Raw genomic sequence first — 23,006 nt, forward strand, 5'->3', positions numbered from 1 at the left:
TGTTAAGCACGCCGCCAGCGTTCGTCCTGAGCCAGGATCAAACTCTCCGTGAATGTTTACCCGTAATCGGGTCAGACACTCGCGTTGAGCGGGACAATCAGGCCGGAATAAGGCCGATCATCCACAGCGTCCTCGCTGTAGTGTGCCACCCCACCACAAGGGCGGAATGGACTTTTCAAAGGAACCACGACCATCCGAAGATGGACGGGGTATCAACTAATCTGGCGTTGATTTTTGGCACGCTGTTGAGTTCTCAAGATACGGACGCTTCCATCGTTCCTGTTCCCAGGCCCTCCGGGCGCTTCCTTCGTTTCCGACTCTATCAGATCTTTCCGACCCGATTTCCTCGGTGCTTTCCGGCCCCATTCGCTTTCGCTCCGGGCCCTTCCGGCGATTCCGACTCTATCAGATCCTTTCGGCGTCTGATTCCCAGTCAGCGGGATTTGTCTTTCCGGCTGTTGGGCCGTTCCGACGAGTGAGACTTTAGCGGATTCCTTGCCCCCGACGCTAATCGGAGACATGCGTTCAAACCTTCGAACGCGAATTCCTCATTTCGCAAAAACGCACGGGAAGCGCGACGGCACGACAAAGCACCGTTGGCTTCAATGGGTCTTGCGGAATGGTTGCCCGGGGCCGACCGGAGTCGGTGCTCACGTCGGACAACTCGGAGAACACTACGGACCGGCAGGTTCCGTGTCAACCCTGGTCCGTGGACCTCGCACGACGTGGGTGGCGGAAGGCGTTGCGGTAGTCGCGGGGGCTGATGGCCACGTGGGAGGTGAAGTGCTGACGCATCGTGACCTCGCTGCCGAAGCCGGCGCGGCGCGCCACCTCGGGAAGGGGGTGGTCGGTGAGCTCCAGGAGCTTCTGGGCGGCGGCCACCCGCTGGGTGATGAGCCAGTGGAGAGGAGTGGTTCCCGTCGTCGCCCGGAAGTGGCGGGCGAAGGAGCGGGGGGACATGCCGGCGAGGGCGGCCAGGCTCGCAACGGTGTGAGGCTCGGCGAGGTGGGCGATGACGTGGGCGCGCACGGTGGCGAGTGCGTCGGCATCGCGGTCCGCCCGGGGCGTCGGATGCTCGATGAACTGCGCCTGGGTCCCCGTGCGGAAGGGGGCGGTGACCATGGAGCGGGCGATCGTGGCAGCGGCTTCGGCTCCGTGGGCGGTGCGGACGAGGTGGAGGCAGAGGTCGATGCCGGCGGCGACACCCGCAGAGGTCCAGATGCCGGAGTCCTCGACGAAGAGTGCATCGGGCTCGACCCGGACCGCAGGGTGGCGGGCGGCCAGGGCGTCGGCCAGGTGCCAGTGGGTGACGGCACGGCGTCCGTCGAGGAGTCCGGCACGGGCGAGGACGAAGGCTCCGGCGCAGAGCGAGGCGACCGGGACGCCGGCGGCGTGGGCCCGGCAGAGGGCTTGGAGGAGGGGGGCCGGGAGGGCGGCGTCGGGGTCATCGACTCCGGGGACGACGACCAGATCGGCGGGGGTGAGGTCCTGGAGCCAGCTGAGCGGGCGATCGGCGGCGAGCGTGAGGCCGCCGCGCAGGGGAACGGGGGCGTGCGGCTCGGCGGCAACCCGGTGGAGCTCGAAGGGCGGAACGCCGCGGAGGACCCGATCGCTGCCCCAGACCTCGGTGATGACGGAGACGTCGAACGCGCGGACGCCGGGGAAGGCGAGGAGCGCGATGCGTTGGGGCCGGTGGGGCTCGGAGGTGGGCGGGTCGTGCTGCACGTCTGGCAGTAAAGCATCGATCGCTGTCATTTCCTCCTCTGGGCGATGGCTGCGGCCGGCGGAAGGATCGTGGGCATGGAGATCAACGAGAACGCAGCGCTGGTGGTCGTCGATGTGCAGAAGGGCTTCGAGTCCGAGTTCTGGGGCCGGCGGAACAATCCGGAGGCCGAGCGGAACATCGCGGCCCTGATCGACGTGTGGCAGGAGACGGGGCGGCCGGTCGTCTTCGTGCGGCACGACTCGCTCCACGAGGGCTCGCCGCTGGAGCCGGGCACCGGGGGGAACGCGTTCAAGGACTTCGTCGAGCAGCGGCGGGGTGGGGGCAGCGGGCCGGAGCTGCTGGTGGCGAAGTCCGTGAACTCGGCGTTCTACGGGGAGCCCGACCTGGACGTCTGGTTGAAGGGTGCCGGCATCGGGCAGGTCGTGGTCGTCGGGATCCAGACGAACATGTGCAACGAGACGACGGCCCGGATGGCCGGGAACCTCGGGTACGACGTGCTGTTCCCGCTGGACGCGATGCACACCTTCGACCTGGCGGGCCCCTTCGGCTGGGTGCAGACGGCGGAGGAGCTGACCCGGGCGACGGCGGTGTCGCTGCACGGCGGGCGCTTCGCCCGGGTCGTGGCCACGGAGGACGTGCTGAAGGGGGCGGCCGTCGCCGGATAGGCGTGGCCGGGTGGGTCAGCCGTTGCCGGAAGCGAGCTCGCGGCTGCGGTCACGGGCCGCTTCGAGGGCGGCGATGAGCGCTGCCCTTACGCCGTGGTTCTCGAGTTCCCTGATGGCGCTGATGGTGGTGCCGGCCGGGGAGGTGACGGCCTCGCGGAGCTTGACCGGGTGCTCGCCGCTGTCGCGGAGCATCACGGCGGCGCCGATGGCGGCCTGGACGATGAGGTCGTGGGCCTGGGCTCGGGGCAGGCCCAGGAGGATGCCGGCGTCGGTCATGGCTTCGACGAGGAAGTAGAAGTACGCGGGGCCCGATCCCGAGAGGGCGGTGGCGGCGTCCTGCTGGGATTCGGGAACGCGGAGGGTCTTGCCGACGCCGCCGAAGATCTCCTCCGCGTGGGCGAGGTGCTCGGGGGTGGCGTGGCTGCCGGCGGAGATGACGGACATGCCCTCGTCGACGAGGACGGGGGTGTTCGGCATGACGCGGACGACGGGGGTTCCGGTGGTGAGGCGGTCCTCGATGAACGAGGTGGGGATGCCGGCGGCGGCGCTGATGACGAGGCGGTCGGCGGCGACGTGGGGGGCGAGCTCGTCGAGCAGGCGGCCCATGTCCTGCGGCTTGACCGCCAGGATGAGGGTGTCGGCCCGCTTGGCGGCTTCCGCGTTGGTGACGGTGTCGACGCCGTAGCGGGCGCGGAGCTCCTCTGCGCGTTCGGCGCGGCGTGCGGTGACCAGGAGGTCCGCGGGGCGCCAGCCGGCACGGATCATCCCGCTGAGGAGCGCTTCACCGATCTTGCCGGTGCCGAGGACTGCGACGGTCTGGGTCATGGGTCTTTCACCTCGCCGGAGGGGGCCTTTGGGCCATCCTCGCATCGGCCGGGCCCGGTGTGCGCGGGACGTCCGAGGGGCGGTCAGGCGGTGCGGCGGCGGAGGGTGGCGGCGCCGAGTCCGAGGACCAGGACGGCACAACCGGCGACGACCAGGGCGTCGCGGACGAAGTCACCGGTGACGTCGGAGTGGCGGAGCACCTGGTTCATGCCGTCGACGGCGTACGACATCGGCAGGACGTCGGAGATCGCTTCGAGGGCGGGTGCCATCTGGTCGCGCGGGGTGAAGAGGCCGCAGAGGAGCAGCTGGGGGAAGATCACGGCCGGCATGAACTGGACGGCTTGGAACTCGGACGCGGCGAAGGCGGAGACGAAGAGGCCGAGGGCGGTGCCGAGGAGGGCGTCGAGGAGGGCCACCAGGAGCAGGAGCCAGGGGGAGCCGATGACGTCCAGGCCCAGGAACCAGACGGCGAGGCCGGTGGCCAGGACGGACTGGACGACGGCGACGAGTCCGAAGGCGAGGGCGTAGCCGGCGATGAGGTCCGCTTTGCCGAGGGGCATGGCGAGGAGGCGCTCCAGGGTGCCGGAGGTGCGTTCCCTGAGGGTGGCGATGGAGGTGACCAGGAACATCGTGATGAGCGGGAAGATGCCGAGGAGCGAGGCGCCGATGTTGTCGAAGGTCTGCGGGCTTCCGTCGAAGACGTAGCGGAGCAGGAAGAGCATCAGGCAGGGGACGAGGAGCATCAGGGCGATCGAGCGCGGGTCGTGGCGCAGTTGGCGCAGGACGCGGGCGGAGGTGGCGAGGGTGCGGGCGGCGTTCACGGGCGGGGCTCCTCGGGTGCGTTGTGGGCGGCGCGGGCCGCTCGGGTGTTCGCGGCGTCGACGAGGTGGAGGAAGGCCTCTTCGACGGTGGCCGTGTCGTTGCGGCGGCGGAGTGCCTCGGGCGTGTCTTCGGCGAGGATCTCTCCCTCGCGCATGAGGAGGAGCCGGTGGCAGCGTTCGGCCTCGTCCATCACGTGGGAGGAGATGAGGAGGGTGGTGCCGCGGTCGGCGGCGATGCGGTGGAAGAGGTCCCACAGGTCGCGGCGGAGGACGGGGTCGAGGCCCACGGTGGGCTCGTCGAGGACGAGGAGCTCCGGTGTGCCGAGGAGGGCTACGGCGAGGGAGACCCGGCTGCGCTGGCCGCCGGAGAGCCGTCCGGCGAGGGAGTCGGCGTGGTCGGCGAGGTCGACGTCGGCGATGGCCCGGTCGACGGCGGTGCGGCGGTCGTGGCGGGCTGCGCGGCCGGGGAGCAGGACGGCGGCGAAGTAGTCGAGGTTCTGGCGGACGGTGAGGTCGTCGTAGACGGAGGGGGCCTGGGTGACGTAGCCGATGCGGGAGCGCAGGTCGGGGTCGCCTGCGGGGCGGCCGAGGACCCGGAGGGTGCCGTCGACCTTGGCCTGGGTGCCGACGATCGCGCGCATGAGGGTGGTCTTGCCGCAGCCCGAGGGGCCGAGGAGGCCGGTGATGCGGCCGGCGGGGACGGTGAAGTCGAGGCCGCGGAGGACCGTGCGGGTGCCCCGGACGGCGGTGAGTTGGTGGGCGGTGACGGCTGCGGTGCCGGCTCCGCCCGCCGAGTTATTCATCATGCGATGAATAGTGGGCCTGGAGGTGCCGGCCGTCAAGGACCGGGACCGGACCGACGGAGCAGTGCGTGCGGAGGAGTGCCCCCGGAGGAGCACCTCCGGGGGTGCGTGCCAACGGGGGCGCCGGTGGCGGGAGGGCGCCGCGAGGTCGCGGGGCGGGGCCTCGGGCCGGCCGGGCGGATGGCGCGGGGAGCCTACTTGCGCTTGGGCTTCTTGCGGGTCGCCGGGTTGCCGGTGCGGGCGTTGCGGCGCTTCTCGTACTGCTCCCGGGACTTCTCGTACTCGGCACGGCGGAGCTTCTCGCCGGGGGCCTCGCCGAAGCAGCGGAGGGCGTAGGCCAGCAGGGAGCCGATGAAGCCGATCGTCTTGACGCTGCGGAGCGAGTCCTCGCGGGCGGGGTCGTCCGGGCGCCGGAGGAAGCCCTCCCAGGTCTTGCGGAAGGCGATGGCGCTGCAGACCGCGAACATGACGACGACCAGCGCGTTGACGATGCCGCCGACGTCGGCGATCTGCAGGCCCTGGTAGGCGAAGCGCAGGACGAAGCAGGCCGCGACGGCCGCCGCGAGCGAGCCCAGTGCCAGACCGACGCGGCGCAGCGCGTAGTGGCCGTCGTGGTCGACCCAGGTCGTGCCGAAGAAGCGGATCTCCTCGGGCTGCGGGCCGTCGGTCGTCCGGTGGGTCTGCTGGTCGTCGCTCACGAGGTCGATTATCCCCGGGCGGCGGGGAAGGGGCTCAGCCGCAACGCGGCGCGACGAGGCCGTCGCTGCCCGTGTACACGTACGCGTCGGAGACGTACTCGCCCGGCGCGATGTTGTCCCAGACGTTCGACGTGCCGTAGGGACCGCTGATCCACTCGCCGTACTTCTGGCAGTGGATCGCGACCGTGGCGCCGAGCGACAGCACCCGGACGATCGGGTACGCGGTGCTCGGGCCCGAACGCACGTTGAGTCGGTAGCCGGGCGCAACCCCGTAGCGCGTGGTCATGACGTCCTCCCCCTGTGGCGCAAAAGCGCTGCGCCGAGTTTCACTCTCCGCGACGCGCAGGCTAGCAAGCCCCACCGACACCAGGGGACGATGGACTAGGCTCCGTCGGGTCGCGCACGTGCGCGCGACGTGACGGGGAACCACACGGGGGTGGGCGATGCCACCGTTGCGCGGCACCGGTGCCGACCGCGAAGCGGAGGAGCCCGAGTACGCGGGCGACTACCGCCTCCAGGCTTGTCTGGGTGCCGGTGGCATGGGCGTCGTGCACCTCGCGTCCTCGGCCTCCGGGCTACGGCTCGCCGTGAAGGTCGTGCACGCACGGTACGCGGAGGACCCCGAGTTCAGGGCGCGTTTCCGCCAAGAGGTCGCCGCCGCCCGCCGGGTCAGCGGTGCCTTCACCGCGCCGGTCGTCGACGCCGACCCCGATGCCGTGCGCCCCTGGATGGCCACCCTCTACGTACCGGGTCCCACCCTCGCGGACCAGGTGAAGCGGAACGGTCCGCTGTCCCCTGCCGAGCTGCGCCGGCTCACCGCCGGGCTCGCGGAGGCGCTGCGGGACATCCATCGGGCCGGCGTCATCCACCGGGACCTCAAGCCCAGCAACGTCCTGCTCACCGACGGCGGCCCCAAGGTCATCGACTTCGGCATCTCCCGCCCCGTCGACAGCGATCTGCACACCGAGACCGGCAAGCTCATCGGCTCGCCGCCCTTCATGGCTCCCGAGCAGTTCCAGCGACCGCGCGAGGTCGGGCCCGCGGCGGACGTCTTCGCGCTGGGGTCGGTCCTGGTGCACGCGGCGACCGGACACGGCCCGTTCGACTCCGACAGCCCCTACATCGTGGCGTACCAGGTCGTCCACGACGAGCCCGATCTGACCGGGGTGCCGACGGAGCTGGCGCCGCTCATCGCGCGCTGCCTCGCCAAGGACCCCGTCGAGCGCCCGACCCCGGCCCAGGTCATGCAGGCGCTGCTGCCGCCCTCGTACGCGGCGGAGGCCTTCATACCGACGCAGCGGCAGCGGCCCGCCCTGCCCGGTGACGGATCCGGGCAACCACCCGCCTGGGATGCGGACACCCCGGTGCGGAGCACCACCGGGTCGCCCCCGCGCCGCCGGGGCCTGCGGATCCGGCCGCGTCCGACGATCGCCGTGGCCGCCGCACTGGCGTTGGCCACGGCCGGGGTGTACGCGGCGCTCAGCCCACCGGCGGGCGGCGGGTCGGAGACCCCGACCCGCCCGGCCGAGGTGGCCAGCTCCTTCACGGGCTGGCAGACCGCGGTCCAGGAGCACGGTCCCGGAACCGCCCCGTCCTGTGACCACCGCGCGGGCGCGCTGTACTGCACGGCCCGGGGCGTCGACCTCGCCCGGCTCGATCCGGTGACCGGCCGCGTCCTGTGGTCCCGTACCGCCCCCGTCGAGCAGATGCCCCCGACCGGCCCCGTGTTCCTCACCGACGGCCTGGTCGGCGCCGCCTCCGCGACGGGGCCCCTGCAGGCGTACGCGGCCGGAGACGGGACCCCCGGTTGGCGGGCCGGTTCCGACGTCCCCGAGACGTACCGGCCGGCCGGCTCCGCCGTCGTCCTGTCCGACGGCCTCGGCGGGATCCGGGCGGTCGACGCCCACAGCGGCAAGGAACTCTGGCGGCACGGCCTGGCCGGCTTCGGCGTGCCCCGCCCGGGGCCGTACGACGCGGCCTCCGGGCTGCTGGCCGTCTCCGAGGTCTCCTACGACGGGACGCGGACCCGGGTCGGCGCGATCCGCCCCACCACCGGCGAGGTGGTCTGGCAGCGGGAGCTGGAGGGCCAGCTCGATCCGCTGGGCCACACCGGCGACGGGGCGCTGGTGCTCGGGTCGCTGTACGACACCGGTCTGCTCGACGGCCTCGTCCTGGTCGGTCCCGGTGCGGGCGCCGATGCCCCGGTGCGCAGGCTCGCCCTGCCGTACCGGATCGACTTCCGGGGCATGGCGGTGCACGGTGCCGTCGTCCACCTGCTCTCCCCGGACGGGCACCTCGCCGCCTTCGACACCGCCGCTCCGAAGGGGCGGATGCTGTGGGACCTGGAAACGGCGGCGGGGAACGTGTCCCCGCCGGTCCTCGGACCCGGCAACCGGCTCTACTTCTCCGTCCAGGACGGCCGGCTGCTCGCGGTCGACACCGCACGCGGGGCGCTGATCGGCCAGACCCGGCCGCGCCTGGAGAACGGTCGGCTCGCGTACGCGCCCGTGGTTCCCCCACCGGTGGTCGCCGGGGACCGGGTGTTCGGGACGGCCCCGGACGGGTCCGTGTTCGCGGTGGACGCACAGGACCCGGAGTCCTGGTGAGGGGCTGAGGCGCGGATGCGGCGGAGGGGAGCGGACTGCTGCCCGCTCCCCTCCGCCGTGCGTCCGTCGGGCTCAGCCCAGCTTGGTCACGTCCCGGACCGCGCCCTTGTCGGCGCTGGTCGCCATCGCCGCGTACGCCCGCAGCGCCGCCGACACCTTGCGCTGGCGGTCCTTCGGCGCGTACACGCCGCCGAGGGCCTCGCGGCGGGCCGCGAGGACGTCCTCGTCGACGAGGAGCTCGATGGAGCGGTTCGGGATGTCGATGCGGACCCGGTCGCCGTCCTCGACCAGCGCGATCGTGCCGCCCGACGCGGCCTCCGGGGAGGCATGGCCGATGGAGAGGCCCGAGGTGCCGCCGGAGAACCGGCCGTCGGTCACCAGCGCGCAGGTCTTGCCCAGACCGCGGCCCTTGAGGAAGGACGTCGGGTAGAGCATCTCCTGCATGCCGGGGCCGCCCTTGGGGCCCTCGTAACGGATGACGACCACGTCTCCGTCGGTGACCTGCTTGTTGAGGATCTTCTCGACGGCTTCTTCCTGCGACTCGCAGACGACGGCCGGGCCCTCGAAGGTCCAGATCGACTCGTCGACGCCGGCCGTCTTCACCACGCAGCCGTCGACGGCGAGGTTGCCGTGCAGGACGGCGAGGCCGCCGTCCTTGGAGTACGCGTGGGCCGCGTCGCGGATGCAGCCGTTCGCCGCGTCCGTGTCGAGGGTGTCCCAGCGCTCCGACTGGGAGAAGGCGGTCGCCGAGCGGACGCAGCCGGGGGCGGCGTGCCACAGCTCGACGGCTTCCTCCGAGGGCGAGCCGCCGCGCACGTCCCAGGTGTTCAGCCACTCCTTGATGGAGGGCGCGTGGACGGCGTGCACGTCCTCGTTGAGCAGCCCGGCCCGGTAGAGCTCGCCGAGGATGGCGGGGATGCCGCCGGCCCGGTGCACGTCCTCCATGTAGTACGTGCGGTCCTTGGCGACGTTCGGCGCGACCTTGGCCAGGCAGGGGACGCGGCGGGAGACGGCGTCCATGTCGGGCAGGCCGTAGTCGAGCTCGGCTTCCTGGGCGGCGGCGAGCAGGTGGAGGATCGTGTTGGTCGAGCCGCCCATGGCGATGTCGAGGGCCATGGCGTTCTCGAAGGCCGCGCGGGTCGCGATGGAGCGCGGCAGGACGGAGTGGTCGTCCTGCTCGTAGTGGCGGCGGGTGATGTCGACGACCGTGCGGGCGGCGTTCTCGTAGAGCGCCCGGCGGGCGGTGTGGGTGGCGAGGACCGAGCCGTTGCCGGGGAGGGAGAGGCCGATGGCCTCGGTCAGGCAGTTCATCGAGTTGGCGGTGAACATGCCGGAACAGGAACCGCAGGTCGGACAGGCGTTCTCCTCGATGCGGGAGATGTCCTCGTCCGAGACGTTCGGGTTCACGGCGTCGGAGATCGCGTCGACCAGGTCGAGCGTGCGGACCGAGCCGTCGACGAGGGTGGCCCGGCCGGACTCCATCGGACCGCCGGAGACGAAGACCGTGGGGATGTTGAGGCGCAGGGCGGCCATCAGCATGCCGGGAGTGATCTTGTCGCAGTTGGAGATGCAGATCAGGGCGTCGGCGCAGTGCGCCTCGACCATGTACTCCACGCTGTCGGCGATCAGGTCGCGGGAGGGCAGGGAGTAGAGCATGCCGCCGTGGCCCATCGCGATGCCGTCGTCGACCGCGATCGTGTTGAACTCGCGCGGGATGGCGCCGGCGGCCGTGATGGCCTCGGAGACGATCCGGCCGACCGGCTGGAGGTGGGTGTGGCCGGGGACGAACTCGGTGAAGGAGTTGGCGACCGCGATGACGGGCTTCCGGCCGATGTCCGCGCCGGGTACACCGGAGGCGCGCATAAGGGCGCGGGCGCCCGCCATGTTGCGGCCGTGGGTGACAGTGCGGGACCTCAGCTCGGGCATCGTCGCTCGCTCCTCGTGACGGGTGTGCTTGCTACTGAGCGTACGCCGCCGCTCCAAGATCTGGACAGGTCGTCCGGAATGCGGGACGGATGTTCACGCTTCGGTCAAGCCCGGGTCAGGTAGCGCTGGAGCGTCGGAGCCACCTGCTCGATGATCTGCTCCGGGTCCGCCGAGGCCATCGGCTCGACCTGGATCACGTACCGCAGGATCGCGATCCCGATCATGTGGGAGGCCGCGAGCTCGGCGCGGAAGCTCGGGTCCGGCACGTCCAGTTCGGCCGCGATCCGCTCCAGCAGCCGGCGCAGCACGAAGGTCCGCAGCACCTTGGCCGCCGCCTCGTGGGTGAGGGCGGAGCGGACGATCGCGAGGAGCGGCGCGCGGGAGGCCGGGTTCTCCCAGACGCCGATGAAGAAGCGCGCGAGCCGTTCCCCGATGGCCTCGCGCGGGCCGCCGAGGATCGCCGGGACGACGGTCGTGGGCTCGAAGGAGACCTCGACGGCCGCGGCGAAGACCTCGTCCTTGGAGCCGAAGTAGTGGTGCACGAGCGCCGGGTCCACCCCGGCCGCCCTGGCGATGCCGCGCACGGACGCCTTGTCGTAGCCGCGCTCGGCGAACTGCGTCCGGGCCGCCTCCAGGATGCGCTCGCGCGCGCCCGGGCCGCTCTCCTCCTCGGTACGGGACGGGCGGCCACGCCGTCGCGGGGCCGGCTCGGTCATGTGCGGGGGGCCCGTTCCGTCGTGCGGGAGCCCGGAGCCGTTCCGGGTCCCGGGGCGGGCCGGCCGGCGGCCGAGGCGAGGTGGAGCCGGGTGAAGGCGAGGGCTTCCGCGAGGTCGGCCTCGCGTTCGGCGGCTGACATCGCGCGGCGGGTGTTGACCTCGATGACCACGTGCCCGTCGAAGCCGGTGAGCGCCAGCCGTTCCAGGAGCTCGGCGCAGGGCTGCGTACCGCGCCCCGGCACCAGGTGCTCGTCCTTGGCCGACCCCTTGCCGTCGGCGAGGTGGACGTGGCCGAGGCGGTCGCCCATCCGGTCGATCATGGCGAGGGCGTCGGTGCGGGCGGTCGCGGTGTGCGAGAGGTCGACGGTGAAGTGCCGGTAGTCGTCCTTCGTGACGTCCCACTCGGGGGCGTACGCGAGCATCTCTCGGTCCTTGTACCGCCACGGGTACATGTTCTCGACGGCGAACCGCACGTCCGTCTCGTCCGCCATCCGCCAGATGCCGGTCACGAAGTCCTTGGCGTACTGGCGCTGCCAGCGGAACGGCGGGTGCACCACGACCGTCGACGCACCGAGCCGCTCGGCGGCCGTACGGGCGCGCTGGAGCTTGACCCACGGGTCGGTGGACCAGACGCGCTGGGTGATGAGGAGGCAGGGGGCGTGCACGGCCAGCACCGGAACGCCGTGGTAGTCGGAGAGCCTGCGCAGCGCCTCGACGTCCTGGCTGACCGGATCGGTCCACACCATGACCTCGACGCCGTCGTACCCGAGGCGCGCGGCGATCTCGAAGGCCGTCGCCGTCGACTCCGGATAGACCGAGGCCGTCGACAGGGCGACCTTCGCATCCGGGATGCGCACCGCTGGTTCTGCCACGGAGACAGGGTACGGGGCGGGCCGGGGGGCCGGGGGGTGGTTCCGGTCACGCCCGGCCGCGCACGCCACGGCCCGTCCGGGCCCGGGCGGAGGCGGGTCACGGCCTTCCCCGGTGCGGCGCCCGGCCCTCAGTGCTCCGGCAGGTGGTCCAGACGGCGCAGGATGACGCCCTCGCGCAGGGCCCAGGGGCAGATCTCCAGCTCCGCGACGCCGAGCAGGTCCATCGCGCCCTCGGCGACCAGGGCACCCGCGAGGAGCTGCCCGGCACGCCCCTCGGAGACGCCGGGGAGGGCGGCGCGCTCGGGAACGGTCATGGCCGCGAGGCGCGGCACCCACTCCTCCAGGGACCTGCGGGTGAGGATCCGCTGCACGTAGAGGCCCTCCCCCGAACCGGGTGCGCCCGCGATCCTGGCGAGCTGCTTGAAGGTCTTGGAGGTGGCCACGACGTGATCGGGGCGGCCGAAGCGGCTGAACTCGCCGACCGTGCGGGCGATCTGCGCGCGCACGTGACGGCGCAGCGCCTTCACGTCGGCGGTGTCGGCCGGGTCGCCGGGCAGCCAGCCGGCCGTCAGCCGGCCCGCGCCGAGCGGCAGGGAGACCGCGGTGTCCGGGTCCTCGTCGATGCCGTACGCGACTTCCAGGGAACCGCCGCCGATGTCGAGGAGCAGCAGCTTGCCCGCGGACCAGCCGAACCAGCGGCGGGCCGCGAGGAAGGTCAGCCGGGCCTCCTCCTCACCGGTGAGGACCTGGAGGTCGACCCCGGTCTCGTCCTTCACGCGGGCGAGGACCGCATCGGCGTTGCTGGCCTCCCGCACCGCGGAGGTGGCGAACGGCAGCACTTCCTCGCAGCCCTTGTCCTCGGCGGCGGCGAGCGCGTCCCGCACGGTCGCGATGAGCCGTTCGACGCCGGCGGGCGCGATCGCCCCCCGCTCGTCGAGCAGCTCGGCGAGCCGCAGCTCCGCCTTGTGCGAGTGGGCGGGCAGCGGTCGGGCACCGGGGTGGGCGTCCACCACCAGCAGGTGCACTGTGTTCGAACCGACGTCGAGGACTCCGAGTCTCATGGGCGGAACGGTACCGATGACCCGGCCGGTTCCGTTGCCGGATGAACCATTGGGTTCGACTGCCGCCCGGGACGCCGGCCGACCGGGACCCCGTGGGACGCGTCACGGCGCCGGGCGGCCGGCCCCGGAGTGCTGCCCCGGAGTGCGGCCGCGGTGGCGCGGGCCGCGGACGTGGGGCTTCGGCACTCGTACCGCCGGGCCGGGCGGAAGCCGAGGTCCGTGCGCCCGCCCGCATACGCTTGGCCATGTGCCAAAGACGAAGAAGGCGAAGCCGGGCAAGGACAGTGGCGACGACGGCGTGAAGGCGGCCAGGACCGCGCACGCGGCGAAGTCGGTGAAGGCCGTGAAGGTCGGGAAGGTCGGGAAGGTCGGGAAGCAGAAGCGGGGCAAGGCCGAGGAGCCGGACGAGAAGGGCCTCGACTTCGCCCGCGCCTGGGTCGAGTTTCCCGATCCGGCCGACGAGGAACAGGTCTTCCGCTGTGACCTGACCTGGCTGACGTCCCGCTGGACCTGCATCTTCGGCAACGGCTGCCAGGGCATCCAGGAGGGGCGCGCCGACGACGGCTGCTGCACGCTGGGCGCGCACTTCTCCGACGAGGACGACGAGAAGCGGGTCGCGGAGCACGTGGCCCGGCTGACGCCCGAGCTGTGGCAGTTCCACGGGGTCGGGACCGAGTCGGGTTGGGTGCAGCGCGACGAGGACGGCGACCGGCAGACCCGCCGCTGGGAGGGGTCCTGCATCTTCCAGAACCGGCCCGGCTTCGCGGGCGGCGCGGGCTGCTCGCTGCACATCCTGGCGATGAAGGAGGGCCGCGAGCCGCTGGAGACGAAGCCCGACGTCTGTTGGCAGCTTCCGGTGCGGCGGACGTACGACTGGATCGAGCGCCCCGACGACAGCCGGGTGTTGCAGGTGTCGATCGGCGAGTACGACCGACGCGGCTGGGGTCCGGGCGGACACGACCTGCACTGGTACTGCACGACGGCCTCCTCGGCACACGTCGGCGGTGAGCCCGTCTACGTCTCGTACCGGCCGGAGCTCGTCGAGATGATGGGCGAGGAGGCGTACCGGGTGCTCGCCGGGCTGTGCGAGGCCCGGCTCGCCTCGCACCTGCCGCTCGTGGCACCGCACCCGGCGGACCCGGTCTGATCCGAGGGGGTGCCGTACGGGACCGCCGGGGTGCCGTACGGGGACGCCCTCGTACGGGGCGCGCCGGCGGTCCCGCGGGGCGGCGGGGTGCCGTGTCCCGCGGCGCGTGTCGGCCGGGGGGTTCCGGGGTTCCTAGGAGGACGACGGTGGGGGTGGTTCCTCCGTCGTCGGCGGGCCCGGGTCCGAAGGGCTGGACGGGGGTTCCCCGGCCGTCGGCTCCGTCGTCGGCTCGGTCGTCGGCGGCGGGTCCGTGGGCTCGGTGGGGGGCGGCTCGCTCGGATCCGTCGGCGGCGGGTCCGTGGGCGGCTCGCTCGGGTCCGTCGGCGGCGGGGAGGTCGGCGGGGGCGTCGGCTCCGTCGTCCTCGGCGGGGGCGTGATCACCCGGTCCTTGGGCGGCGGGGGCTGCCCGTGGCCGTCGATCTGCACGACCGCGCCCGTCGGGTTGACCCCGATCCGCGCGCTCCAGGAGCCGACGGGTTCGCGCGCCCGGTCGACGCGGACGACGATCGTGGTCTTCTCTCCGGGGCGGAGGGTGCCGGAGGCCCGGCTGACATACAACCACGGCGCGTCCGTCCACAGCGACCAGTCGACGGGCGAACCCCCGGAGGCGGTGAGCGTGAGCAGGGTGAGGTCGCCGCGGCCGGTGGCGGCGACCTCGATCCACCCGGGGGCCGGTTCGCCGGGCCGGGACGGCGCTGCGGTGCTGCCGGGGCTGACGACCTCGACGGAGACGTCGGGGGTGCGGCTGCCCTGGGTGAAGCGGGGCTCGGGAGCGGTGCTGGTGTTGCCCGCGTTCTCATACCGGTCGTAGGGAACGTCGTCCCGGGTCGCCGGTTCGTCCGCCTCGGGCGTGCTGATCCCGGGACCGTCGTGACCGGCGCTGTCGGTGTCCGGGGTCCCCCGGTAGGAGGTCCACAGGGCGAGGACGGGGGCGGCGACCACGGCGGCGACCACGGTGGTGGTGACCGCGCGGGCCCGCATCCGGTCGCGGCGGGCCGTGTGGTCCTTCGGGTCCAGGGGGAAGCCGGTCGGCGCGAAGCGCGGGGCGCCGGCACGCGCCCGCGGGACGTGCAGCATCGCCATGTACGCGGCGGTCCGGGGCGCCTCGACCAGGGGCAGCCGGTCCGCCGGCAGGGAGGTCCCGCCGGGCCAGGGTCCCCCGGCCCCCACCCTCTCGGCCGTGCGGCGACAGCGGGGGCAGTCGTCGACGTGCCGGACGAGTTCGGCGCGCAGGGCGGCGGAGAGGAGCACCCGCTGGTCTCCGGTGAGCCGGGCGACGGTGGGGCAGTTGCCGGTCTCGACGACGGCGAGGGCGGCGCGGGTGCGTTCCACTTCGCAGCCGGCGGTGGCGAGGAGTTCGCGGGCGGCGAGCGGGTCGAGGGAGAGCACGGCGGCGACCTGGCGGTGGCTGAGGCCGTGCCGCGCCGAGAGCTCCAGGGCCTCCCGCTGCTCGGGCGTGGTGCCGGCGGCCTCGGGCCAGGCGAGCCGGGCGAGCTCGGCGCGGCGCCGTTCGACGGTCTCCTGGGGAACCGGGGGCGGCTCGGGTGCGGCGACGGCCGGGCGGCCGGTGTGGGCGCCCTGGCGCTTGCGCCGCTGTTCGCCGAGGCTGCGGAGACAGGCCCAGCGGGCGAGGGCGTACAGCCAGGCGGTGCGCCCGTCCGCATCGGAGGGGCAACGGCCTTGGTGGCGCTCGGCGACGGCGAGGACGTCGCCGAGGACGGCGGTCGCCGTGTCGTGGTCGCAGAGCACGGAGAGGCAGTACGTGAAGAGGCCGTCGAGGGCGGCTTCGTAGCGGGCGGGGGGTCGCCGGCCGAGCGCCCGCCGGCCCCGGTCCGTGGCGCGGTGCGCCCGGTGTGCGCCGGTGGTGCGTGCGGAGGATTCCAGCCTGCTGCTCGTCACTGGGCGACCGTAGGCAGGACCGGGCGCACTCTTCATATTGGTTGCCCGATTCTCATTCTTACGGGTGAAGGTATCCCTCGAAGGGGGACAGGAACCCGGTGCTCCGGCGCCGTGGCCCTCACCCGTGGGGACGACCGCGCCCCACTGTCGGTGGCGGCCGATACGGTGTCGCCCATGGCTGCCCGTACGAAAACCGCCAAGGACCGGCCCTCCTACCGCTGCACCGAGTGTGGCTGGCAGACCGCCAAATGGCTCGGTCGCTGCCCCGAGTGCCAGGCCTGGGGGACGGTCGAGGAGTACGGCGCACCCGCCGTCCGGACGACCGCGGCGGGACGCGTCTCCAGCGCCGCGCTGCCCATCGGCCAGGTCGACGGCCGGCAGGCGACCGCCCGCTCGACCGGTGTCGACGAGCTGGACCGGGTGCTCGGCGGAGGCTTGGTGCCGGGCGCCGTCGTGCTGCTCGCGGGCGAGCCGGGCGTCGGCAAGTCCACGCTGCTGCTCGACGTGGCGGCCAAGGCGGCGAGCGACGAGCACCGGACCCTCTACGTCACGGGCGAGGAGTCGGCGAGTCAGGTCCGGCTGCGCGCCGACCGGATCGACGCGATCAGCGACCACCTGTACCTGGCCGCCGAGACCGATCTGTCGGCCGTCCTCGGACACCTCGACGCCGTGAAGCCCTCGCTCCTGGTCATGGACTCGGTGCAGACCGTCGCCTCCCCCGAGATCGACGGGGCGCCCGGCGGCATGGCCCAGGTCCGCGAAGTCGCCGGCGCCCTGATCCGGGCCTCCAAGGAGCGCGGCATGTCGACGCTGCTCGTCGGCCACGTCACCAAGGACGGGGCGATCGCGGGGCCCCGGCTCCTGGAGCACCTGGTGGACGTCGTCCTCAGCTTCGAGGGCGACCGGCACGCGCGCCTGCGCCTGGTCCGGGGCGTGAAGAACCGGTACGGGGCGACCGACGAGGTCGGCTGCTTCGAGCTGCACGACGAGGGCATCACCGGTCTCGCCGACCCCTCCGGGCTCTTCCTGACCCGGCGTGACGTGGCCGTGCCGGGCACCTGCCTGACGGTCACCCTGGAGGGTCGCCGGCCGCTCGTGGCCGAAGTGCAGGCGCTGACCGTGGACTCCCAGATCCCCTCCCCCCGCCGCACCACCTCCGGCCTGGAGACCTCCCGGGTCTCGATGATGTTGGCGGTCCTGGAGCAGCGCGGCCGGATCAGCGCACTGGGCAAGCGCGACATCTACAGCGCGACCGTGGGCGGGGTGAAGCTCACCGAGCCCGCCGCCGACCTGGCGATCGCGCTGGCCCTGGCGTCCGCGGCGAGCGACACCCCGCTGCCGAAGAACCTGGTCGCGATCGGCGAGGTCGGACTCGCGGGCGAGGTGCGCCGGGTGACGGGCGTGCAGCGCCGGCTCGCCGAGGCGCACCGGCTGGGCTTCACGCACGCGCTGGTCCCGGGGGATCCGGGGAAGGTGCCGGCGGGAATGAAGGTGACGGAGGTCGCGGACGTGGGCGATGCCCTGCGGGTGCTGCCGCGCGGGCGCAGGACGAAGCCGGCGGAGGACGCAGCGGGCGGCTGACCGGGCCCGGTGCCCGGTGCTCCGCCCCGGGCGGAAGCGGGTCTGCGGTGCCCGTCCGCTCCCGTGCGCCCGTGCGGCCCGGCACGAAAGGGAGGCCCTCGTTCCGGTGGCGGACCCCCTGCCGAGGTGGTGTCGCTAGACTTTGCCCTGGTCTCGCCCATCCGTACGAGCCGGAGGAGTGCAGTGGCAGCCAAGGACGGGGCAGCAGCTCCTGGAAAGTCCGGCGCGGGCTCCGGCAACGAAGCACTGATGCGCGCCGCCCTGAGCGCGGTCGCACCGGGCACCGCCCTGCGCGACGGCCTGGAGCGGATCCTCCGGGGCAACACGGGCGGCCTCATCGTGCTCGGCCTGGACAAGACGGTCGACTCGATGTGCACGGGCGGCTTCGTGCTGGACGTGGAGTTCACCGCCACCCGCCTGCGCGAGCTGTGCAAGCTCGACGGCGCCCTCGTCCTCGACAAGGACATCACCAAGATCCACCGCGCGGGTGTGCAGCTGGTCCCCGACGCCTCCATCCCCACCGAGGAGACGGGCACCCGGCACCGCACCGCGGACCGGGTCTCCAGGCAGTGCAACTTCCCGGTGGTCTCCGTCTCCCAGTCGATGCGGTTGATCGCGCTGTACGTGAACGGAGAGCGCCGGGTCCTGGAGGAGTCGGCCGCGATCCTGTCGCGCGCCAACCAGGCGCTCGCGACCCTGGAGCGTTACAAGCTCCGGCTCGACGAGGTCGCCGGTACGCTCTCCGCCCTGGAGATCGAGGACCTGGTGACGGTCCGGGACGTCACGGCGGTGGCGCAGCGCCTGGAAATGGTCCGCCGGATCGCCACCGAGATCGCCGAGTACGTGGTCGAGCTCGGCACCGACGGCCGTCTCCTCTCGCTCCAGCTCGACGAGTTGATCGCGGGAGTGGAACCGGAGCGCGAGTTGGTGGTCCGGGACTACGCGCCGGAGCCGGCGTCCCCGCGGGCCGCCTCCGGGAAGGGACCCCAGCGCTCGCGGTCCGTCACCGAGGCGCTCACCGAGCTGGACGCGCTCACCCACACCGAACTGCTCGAACTCCCCGTCGTGGCGCGGGCCCTCGGCTACAGCGGCTCGCCGGAGACGCTCGACTCCGCGGTGTCGCCGCGCGGCTACCGCCTCCTGGCGAAGGTGCCGCGGCTGCCCGGCGCGATCATCGAGCGGCTGGTGGAGCACTTCGGCGGGCTGCAGAAGCTGCTCGCGGCCAGCGTGGACGACCTGCAGACCGTCGACGGGGTCGGCGAGGCGCGGGCCCGCAGCGTCCGCGAGGGGCTTTCCCGGCTCGCGGAGTCCTCGATCCTGGAGCGGTACGTCTGAGTCCCGGAGGGGCGCTCAGTCCTTCGCGAGCCTGAACGACGCCGGGAGCACCTTCGTGCCCGGCACCGTCGCCTCCACCAGGTAGGTGCCGGGGTCGGCCTGGCCCGCCGGGACGGTGGCGCACTGCGGGGCGCTGGGACGGCGGTCCCACTCCACGGTGTGGGTGATGGTGCCGCGGGCGGGGATGCGCAACAGGACCGGGGTGCCCGGGCGCGGGCAGTCGGCGGAGGACCAGACTTCCTCGTCCTGGTCGTCGCTGATCGTCAGAACCGCGCTGCGGGGGCCGAAGTCGGCCTTGCAGGTGGTGTCCGAGGGGTTCTTGACGACGAGCTGGAAGCGGGGCTTCTCCCCCGGCTCATAGGTGACCTTGGTGGAGCGGAGCGTCAACTGCAGGGTCCCGGAGGGACAGTTGGGGAGTGGGGAGTCGGCCGGCACCTGTTGGCCAGCACCGGTGCCCGCGCCGCCGTCACCGCCCGCTCCGTCGGTGTCGCCGTTCTTTCCGGTGCTCCCGGTCCCGGCGTCCGCCCCCGCATCGGTGCCGGCGTCCGCGCCGGAGCCGGTCGAGCCGCCGGCGCCGCTGCCGTCGCCGGCGTCACCCTCGTCGGAATCGTCCGACTCGTCGCGCCCACCGGGCTGTTGACTGATCGCCGGCCCGGTGCCGGAGGGTCCCGGGGTGATCGAGGGAGGGGTCGGCGTGGCGCCGTTGGCGGCGTCGTTCGCCTTCTTCCCCTCACCGCCACCGGAGGTGAAGGCCCATGCGGCGAGCAGGGCGAGGAGCGCCACCAGGCACAGCGCCACCGCCCTCCGTCGCCAGTAGATGGTGGAGGGAAGCGGCCCGACCGGATTGCGCAAAGATCCCACGCCCCGAACCTTACGAGAGATCCGGCCCAACTCCCGCCCCACCCGCCGCCCGAGGGGCCAAGTTTTGCCGATGATCACATCCGTCGGTTCGGGGAACTTTTCCCGGGGACGGCCCCGAAACCGTAGGGAAACGACGCGAATCGCAAGCCCCGCTTTCGCCCGAGGCTCGTTCTGGCCGTTGGCCGGGGAAGACGGACTCCGGATTCCGGTTAGCGTCATTCCCCATGAACACCCTCCTCGACCTCTCCGATCGTCTGTATCTCGACGTCGCCGACTTCGCCCACGCCACCCCCCACTGGTTCCAGTGGGTCGCCGAGGTGTGGACGGAGCTGGGACTGCTGCTCTTCGGCGCGCTGTTCCTGGCCGGCTGGTGGCGCTCCCGGGAGGGGTCGAGCCGGGCGATGGCGCTCGCGCTGCTCGCCCCGGTCGCCACCGCCTTCGGTTACGTGGTGAGCGAGGTCTTGAAGTCGTTGTTCGACGAGGAACGCCCGTGCCGCGCGGTCACCGGTGCACCCGCCTCCCTGATCACCTGCCCGCCGCACGGCGACTGGTCCTTCCCCAGCAACCACTCGGCGATCGCGGGCGCCGCTGCGATCGCGCTCGCACTGTCCTGGCGGGGAATCGTCTGGCTGACCGTGCCGATGGCCGTGCTCATGGCCTTCTCCCGGGTCTTCGTCGGGGTCCACTACCCGCACGACGTGACCGTCGGACTGCTCCTCGGCTGCCTGGTCGCCTTCCTCGTGATGCGGGCGGGCGAGCGGCCCGTGCGTTCCCTGGTGGAGACGGCCCGGTCGAGCCGGAGCTCGGCCGTGGTGTGGTGCGCGGGGCGCGGGCCGCGCACGCGCGCCTCTGCGCACGCTCCCGCGCCCTCCGAGCGGCCCTCTCGGGCACGCCACGGCGCGTACTGATCGCGCCGGAGACGTGCCAGGATCGGAGGTGCCATGACTTCCATCGACGCTTCCCCCACGCCCCCCGCCCCCGAGGCCCCGGTGCCCGCCGCCGAGCTGCACGGGCCCGTCCTCGCCTGGTTCGACCAGCACGCCCGTGACCTGCCCTGGCGCCGCCCCGAGGCCGGCGCCTGGGGCGTGATGGTCAGCGAGTTCATGCTCCAACAGACCCCGGTCGTCCGCGTCCTCCCGGTGTACGAGCAGTGGCTGGCGCGCTGGCCCCGGCCGGCCGACCTGGCCGCGGAGGCACCGGGCGAGGCCGTCCGCGCCTGGGGGCGGCTCGGCTATCCGCGGCGTGCGCTCCGATTGCACGCGGCGGCCGTGGCCATAACGGAACGGCACCGCGGCGACGTGCCCGCCGACCACGGGCAGCTGCTCGCACTGCCCGGCATCGGCGAGTACACGGCGGCGGCGGTCGCCTCCTTCGCGTACGGGCAGCGGCACGCGGTCCTGGACACCAATGTGCGCCGGGTCTTCGCCCGGGCGGCGACCGGGGTCCAGTACCCGCCGAACGCGACCACGGCCGCCGAGCGGCGGCTCGCCCGGGCGCTGCTGCCGGCGGACGAGGCCACGGCGTCCCGCTGGGCAGCCGCCTCCATGGAGCTGGGCGCCCTGGTGTGCACGGCGAAGAACGAGGACTGCGGACGCTGCCCGATCGCCGGGAAGTGCGCCTGGCGGCTCGCGGGGAAGCCGGCGCACGACGGGCCGCCGCGCCGCGGCCAGACGTACGCCGGGACCGACCGGCAGGTGCGCGGCCGGCTCCTCGCCGTGCTGCGGGAGTCGCCGGACCCGGTGCCCCAGGCCGACCTGGACCTCGTCTGGGACGAGCCGGTGCAGCGGGCCAGGGCCCTGGACGGGCTGGTCTCGGACGGGCTGGTCGAGCCGCTGGACGGAGGCAGGTACCGGCTGCCGCTGTCCTGAGGCCGACGGCCCGAAACCTTCCCGGCCCCGCTGTTACACAACCGATGGGTAGCCGTGCGTCCACCGACGGCTGCCCCGCACAGCCCCGTGACAAGCGCTCCGTAGCGTCGTCCACGACACGAGGAACGAGCAGGTCACGGGGATCGGAGGCGGTTCGGATGAGGCACGGCGAGGTGCTCGACTTCGAGGAGTACGTACGCACGCGGCAGGACGCGCTGCTGCGGAGCGCCCGTCGCCTCGTCGCCGACCCCGTCGAGGCCCAGGACCTCCTGCAGACCGCGCTGGCCCGTACGTACGGCCGCTGGGACGGCATCGCCGACAAGTCCCTCGCCGACGCCTACCTGCGCCGGGTCATGATCAACACCCGGACCGAGTGGTGGCGCTCCCGCAAGCTCGAAGAGGTCCCCACCGAACAGCTGCCCGATGCGAGCATCGACGACCTGACGGAACAGCACGCCGACCGGGCCCTGCTCATGGACGTCCTGAGGGTGCTCGCGCCGAAGCAGCGCAGCGTCGTGGTCCTGCGGCACTGGGAGCAGATGAGCACCGAGGAGACGGCGGCGGCGCTCGGCATGTCGACGGGTACCGTGAAGTCCACGCTCCACCGTGCGCTCGCCCGGCTCCGCCAGGAACTGGAGGAACGCGGCCTCGATGCCCGCGCCCCGGGCCGGGCGGAGGGGCGGACGACGGTGCGGAGCGGCGAAGGGGGCGGGGAGCGGTGCGCGGCCTAGACGGCGAACCGGGCGGAAGAGGACACCGGAACCACCGCGGTTCCGACGGCGACGGGAACGCCTCGGGCGGCCCCGTCGCCGAAGTCTGCGTCCGGGCCCTCGACGCCCCCGCCGGCGGCGAGGACCTCGGCGGTGGCTCCGGTGCCGGCCGGGGTGCCGCCGGACCCCGCCCGCCCCGTACGACCAGGGCGGCGAGCGCGGCGGCGACGGCCGGCCTCGTCGCCGTCGGCCTGTCCCTGGCCGCCTGCTCCACCGGTGGCACCGGCTCCCGTGACGAGGGCGCGGCCCGCACCGATGAGGTGGTCGCCGCGGCACCCGTCCCCTCCTCCTCCGACCCCTCGGGTCCACGGGCGGCCGAGCGGGTGGACCCGATCGCGCTGCTGAAGGCCGACCCGAAGATCGGCACACGGCTCAAGGACGATCTGGAGCCGTGCGTCGCGGACGCCTACCCGGTGGACGCCTCCTACGGCAACCTCACCGGTGCCTCCGCCCCCGATGTCGTCGTCAACGTGATGACCTGCGGCGATGCCGTCGGCATCGGGACGTACGTCTACCGGAAGCAGAGCGGCCAGTACGAGAACGTGTTCATGGCCGAGGAGGCGGCGGTCTACGCCACGATCGACCGCGGTGACCTCGTCGTCACCCGACAGGTCTATGCGAAGGGCGACCCCGTCGCCTACCCCTCGGGCGAAGACGTGATCACCTACCGCTGGTCGGGGAACGCGTTCGCCCAGCACGACTGGGTGCACAACGACTACAGCCGGGCCGTCGGCGACGGCCCGGAGCCCGCGCCGAGCGGGCCCCCGGCCCCCTGATCCGCACCTCCGCACCCCCGCGCAGAAAGAACGCACCGACCCCGAAGGAC

21 protein-coding genes are annotated in these 23,006 nt (G+C 72.9%); 9 read left to right on the forward strand and 12 right to left on the reverse strand.

What is annotated here, in order from left to right:
- Positions 1–696 precede the first annotated feature (696 nt).
- Positions 697–1,755 (reverse strand): GlxA family transcriptional regulator, encoded by a 1,059-nt coding sequence (locus ACFW2Y_RS19315; RefSeq protein ID WP_384880393.1) that lies wholly within the window; start codon positions 1,753–1,755, stop codon positions 697–699.
- A gap of 45 nt (positions 1,756–1,800) precedes the next feature.
- Between ACFW2Y_RS19315 and ACFW2Y_RS19320 the strand changes: the two genes are divergently transcribed.
- Entirely contained in the window at positions 1,801–2,391 is a 591-nt protein-coding gene (locus ACFW2Y_RS19320) for a cysteine hydrolase family protein (protein WP_384880396.1), read from the forward strand.
- Between the two features lie 15 nt (positions 2,392–2,406).
- Here ACFW2Y_RS19320 and proC read toward each other — a convergent pair whose 3' ends face one another.
- The 5 genes from proC to ACFW2Y_RS19345 form a co-directional block, all read right to left on the reverse strand.
- Positions 2,407–3,216 carry a pyrroline-5-carboxylate reductase gene (gene proC / locus ACFW2Y_RS19325; RefSeq protein WP_384880399.1) on the reverse strand — a complete coding sequence of 270 codons (810 nt, stop codon included), beginning with the start codon at positions 3,214–3,216 and terminating at the stop codon, positions 2,407–2,409.
- 83 nt (positions 3,217–3,299) lie between these two features.
- Positions 3,300–4,037, reverse strand: coding sequence for an ABC transporter permease (locus ACFW2Y_RS19330; RefSeq protein WP_384880402.1), 738 nt, complete (start codon positions 4,035–4,037; stop codon positions 3,300–3,302).
- Positions 4,034–4,843 (reverse strand): ABC transporter ATP-binding protein, encoded by an 810-nt coding sequence (locus tag ACFW2Y_RS19335; protein ID WP_384880405.1) that lies wholly within the window; start codon positions 4,841–4,843, stop codon positions 4,034–4,036. Before ACFW2Y_RS19335 ends, ACFW2Y_RS19330 begins: the two co-directional genes overlap by 4 nt.
- Before the next feature lie 191 nt (positions 4,844–5,034).
- Positions 5,035–5,538, reverse strand: coding sequence for a hypothetical protein (locus ACFW2Y_RS19340; RefSeq protein WP_384880408.1), 504 nt, complete (start codon positions 5,536–5,538; stop codon positions 5,035–5,037).
- Between the two features lie 34 nt (positions 5,539–5,572).
- Complete coding sequence (locus ACFW2Y_RS19345) at positions 5,573–5,899, reverse strand: SH3 domain-containing protein (RefSeq protein ID WP_384880411.1); 327 nt, start codon at positions 5,897–5,899, stop codon at positions 5,573–5,575.
- An 82-nt stretch (positions 5,900–5,981) separates the two neighbouring features.
- On the opposite strand from ACFW2Y_RS19345, the gene ACFW2Y_RS19350 reads away from it, so the two are divergent.
- The gene (locus tag ACFW2Y_RS19350) at positions 5,982–8,144 is read left to right on the forward strand and encodes a PQQ-binding-like beta-propeller repeat protein (protein ID WP_384880414.1); all 2,163 of its coding nucleotides are present in this window, start codon (positions 5,982–5,984) and stop codon (positions 8,142–8,144) included.
- Positions 8,145–8,216: 72 nt separating this feature from the next.
- Here ACFW2Y_RS19350 and ilvD read toward each other — a convergent pair whose 3' ends face one another.
- From ilvD to ACFW2Y_RS19370, 4 genes are all read right to left on the reverse strand, one after another.
- Positions 8,217–10,070 carry a dihydroxy-acid dehydratase gene (ilvD, locus tag ACFW2Y_RS19355; RefSeq protein WP_384880417.1) on the reverse strand — a complete coding sequence of 618 codons (1,854 nt, stop codon included), beginning with the start codon at positions 10,068–10,070 and terminating at the stop codon, positions 8,217–8,219.
- A gap of 104 nt (positions 10,071–10,174) precedes the next feature.
- On the reverse strand, positions 10,175–10,786 hold the full coding sequence (locus ACFW2Y_RS19360; RefSeq protein ID WP_384880420.1) for a TetR family transcriptional regulator: 612 nt from the start codon (positions 10,784–10,786) through the stop codon (positions 10,175–10,177).
- The gene (locus ACFW2Y_RS19365) at positions 10,783–11,658 is read right to left on the reverse strand and encodes a sugar phosphate isomerase/epimerase family protein (protein WP_384880423.1); all 876 of its coding nucleotides are present in this window, start codon (positions 11,656–11,658) and stop codon (positions 10,783–10,785) included. Before ACFW2Y_RS19365 ends, ACFW2Y_RS19360 begins: the two co-directional genes overlap by 4 nt.
- A gap of 128 nt (positions 11,659–11,786) precedes the next feature.
- On the reverse strand, positions 11,787–12,719 hold the full coding sequence (locus tag ACFW2Y_RS19370) for a Ppx/GppA family phosphatase (protein ID WP_384880426.1): 933 nt from the start codon (positions 12,717–12,719) through the stop codon (positions 11,787–11,789).
- Between the two features lie 247 nt (positions 12,720–12,966).
- On the opposite strand from ACFW2Y_RS19370, the gene ACFW2Y_RS19375 reads away from it, so the two are divergent.
- Positions 12,967–13,866, forward strand: a complete 900-nt coding sequence (locus tag ACFW2Y_RS19375) for a hypothetical protein (RefSeq protein ID WP_384880429.1) — start codon at positions 12,967–12,969, stop codon at positions 13,864–13,866.
- 132 nt (positions 13,867–13,998) lie between these two features.
- On the opposite strand, the gene ACFW2Y_RS19380 is transcribed toward ACFW2Y_RS19375, so the two are convergent.
- Positions 13,999–15,765: a hypothetical protein gene (locus ACFW2Y_RS19380; RefSeq protein WP_384880432.1), complete on the reverse strand. Its 1,767-nt coding sequence runs from the start codon at positions 15,763–15,765 to the stop codon at positions 13,999–14,001.
- A 174-nt stretch (positions 15,766–15,939) separates the two neighbouring features.
- On the opposite strand from ACFW2Y_RS19380, the gene radA reads away from it, so the two are divergent.
- The gene (radA, locus tag ACFW2Y_RS19385; RefSeq protein ID WP_384880434.1) at positions 15,940–17,346 is read left to right on the forward strand and encodes a DNA repair protein RadA; all 1,407 of its coding nucleotides are present in this window, start codon (positions 15,940–15,942) and stop codon (positions 17,344–17,346) included.
- 183 nt (positions 17,347–17,529) lie between these two features.
- Positions 17,530–18,681, forward strand: coding sequence for a DNA integrity scanning diadenylate cyclase DisA (gene disA / locus ACFW2Y_RS19390; RefSeq protein ID WP_384880437.1), 1,152 nt, complete (start codon positions 17,530–17,532; stop codon positions 18,679–18,681).
- Positions 18,682–18,696: 15 nt separating this feature from the next.
- On the opposite strand, the gene ACFW2Y_RS19395 is transcribed toward disA, so the two are convergent.
- Positions 18,697–19,542, reverse strand: coding sequence for a hypothetical protein (locus ACFW2Y_RS19395; RefSeq protein WP_384880440.1), 846 nt, complete (start codon positions 19,540–19,542; stop codon positions 18,697–18,699).
- 224 nt (positions 19,543–19,766) lie between these two features.
- On the opposite strand from ACFW2Y_RS19395, the gene ACFW2Y_RS19400 reads away from it, so the two are divergent.
- From ACFW2Y_RS19400 to ACFW2Y_RS19415, 4 genes are all read left to right on the forward strand, one after another.
- On the forward strand, positions 19,767–20,450 hold the full coding sequence (locus ACFW2Y_RS19400) for a phosphatase PAP2 family protein (protein ID WP_384880443.1): 684 nt from the start codon (positions 19,767–19,769) through the stop codon (positions 20,448–20,450).
- A gap of 33 nt (positions 20,451–20,483) precedes the next feature.
- Positions 20,484–21,410, forward strand: coding sequence for an A/G-specific adenine glycosylase (locus ACFW2Y_RS19405; RefSeq protein WP_384880446.1), 927 nt, complete (start codon positions 20,484–20,486; stop codon positions 21,408–21,410).
- 158 nt (positions 21,411–21,568) lie between these two features.
- Positions 21,569–22,141: a SigE family RNA polymerase sigma factor gene (locus ACFW2Y_RS19410; protein ID WP_384880448.1), complete on the forward strand. Its 573-nt coding sequence runs from the start codon at positions 21,569–21,571 to the stop codon at positions 22,139–22,141.
- Entirely contained in the window at positions 22,129–22,956 is an 828-nt protein-coding gene (locus ACFW2Y_RS19415) for a hypothetical protein (RefSeq protein ID WP_384880451.1), read from the forward strand. Before ACFW2Y_RS19410 ends, ACFW2Y_RS19415 begins: the two co-directional genes overlap by 13 nt.
- The last annotated feature ends 50 nt before the right edge of the window (positions 22,957–23,006 follow it).

The sequence above is a fragment of the Streptomyces sp. NPDC058877 genome, from assembly GCF_042742855.1.
Classification (GTDB): domain Bacteria; phylum Actinomycetota; class Actinomycetes; order Streptomycetales; family Streptomycetaceae; genus Streptomyces.

What these genes read in the sequence shown, in the direction of transcription:
- ACFW2Y_RS19315 (WP_384880393.1), bottom strand. Translation starts at nt 1,755, where the DNA reads ATGACAGCGATCGATGCTTTACTGCCAGACGTGCAGCACGACCCGCCC.
- ACFW2Y_RS19320 (WP_384880396.1), top strand. Translation starts at nt 1,801, where the DNA reads ATGGAGATCAACGAGAACGCAGCGCTGGTGGTCGTCGATGTGCAGAAG.
- proC (WP_384880399.1), bottom strand. Translation starts at nt 3,216, where the DNA reads ATGACCCAGACCGTCGCAGTCCTCGGCACCGGCAAGATCGGTGAAGCG.
- ACFW2Y_RS19335 (WP_384880405.1), bottom strand. Translation starts at nt 4,843, where the DNA reads ATGATGAATAACTCGGCGGGCGGAGCCGGCACCGCAGCCGTCACCGCC.
- ACFW2Y_RS19350 (WP_384880414.1), top strand. Translation starts at nt 5,982, where the DNA reads ATGCCACCGTTGCGCGGCACCGGTGCCGACCGCGAAGCGGAGGAGCCC.
- ilvD (WP_384880417.1), bottom strand. Translation starts at nt 10,070, where the DNA reads ATGCCCGAGCTGAGGTCCCGCACTGTCACCCACGGCCGCAACATGGCG.
- ACFW2Y_RS19360 (WP_384880420.1), bottom strand. Translation starts at nt 10,786, where the DNA reads ATGACCGAGCCGGCCCCGCGACGGCGTGGCCGCCCGTCCCGTACCGAG.
- ACFW2Y_RS19370 (WP_384880426.1), bottom strand. Translation starts at nt 12,719, where the DNA reads ATGAGACTCGGAGTCCTCGACGTCGGTTCGAACACAGTGCACCTGCTG.
- radA (WP_384880434.1), top strand. Translation starts at nt 15,940, where the DNA reads ATGGCTGCCCGTACGAAAACCGCCAAGGACCGGCCCTCCTACCGCTGC.
- ACFW2Y_RS19400 (WP_384880443.1), top strand. Translation starts at nt 19,767, where the DNA reads ATGAACACCCTCCTCGACCTCTCCGATCGTCTGTATCTCGACGTCGCC.
- ACFW2Y_RS19405 (WP_384880446.1), top strand. Translation starts at nt 20,484, where the DNA reads ATGACTTCCATCGACGCTTCCCCCACGCCCCCCGCCCCCGAGGCCCCG.
- ACFW2Y_RS19410 (WP_384880448.1), top strand. Translation starts at nt 21,569, where the DNA reads ATGAGGCACGGCGAGGTGCTCGACTTCGAGGAGTACGTACGCACGCGG.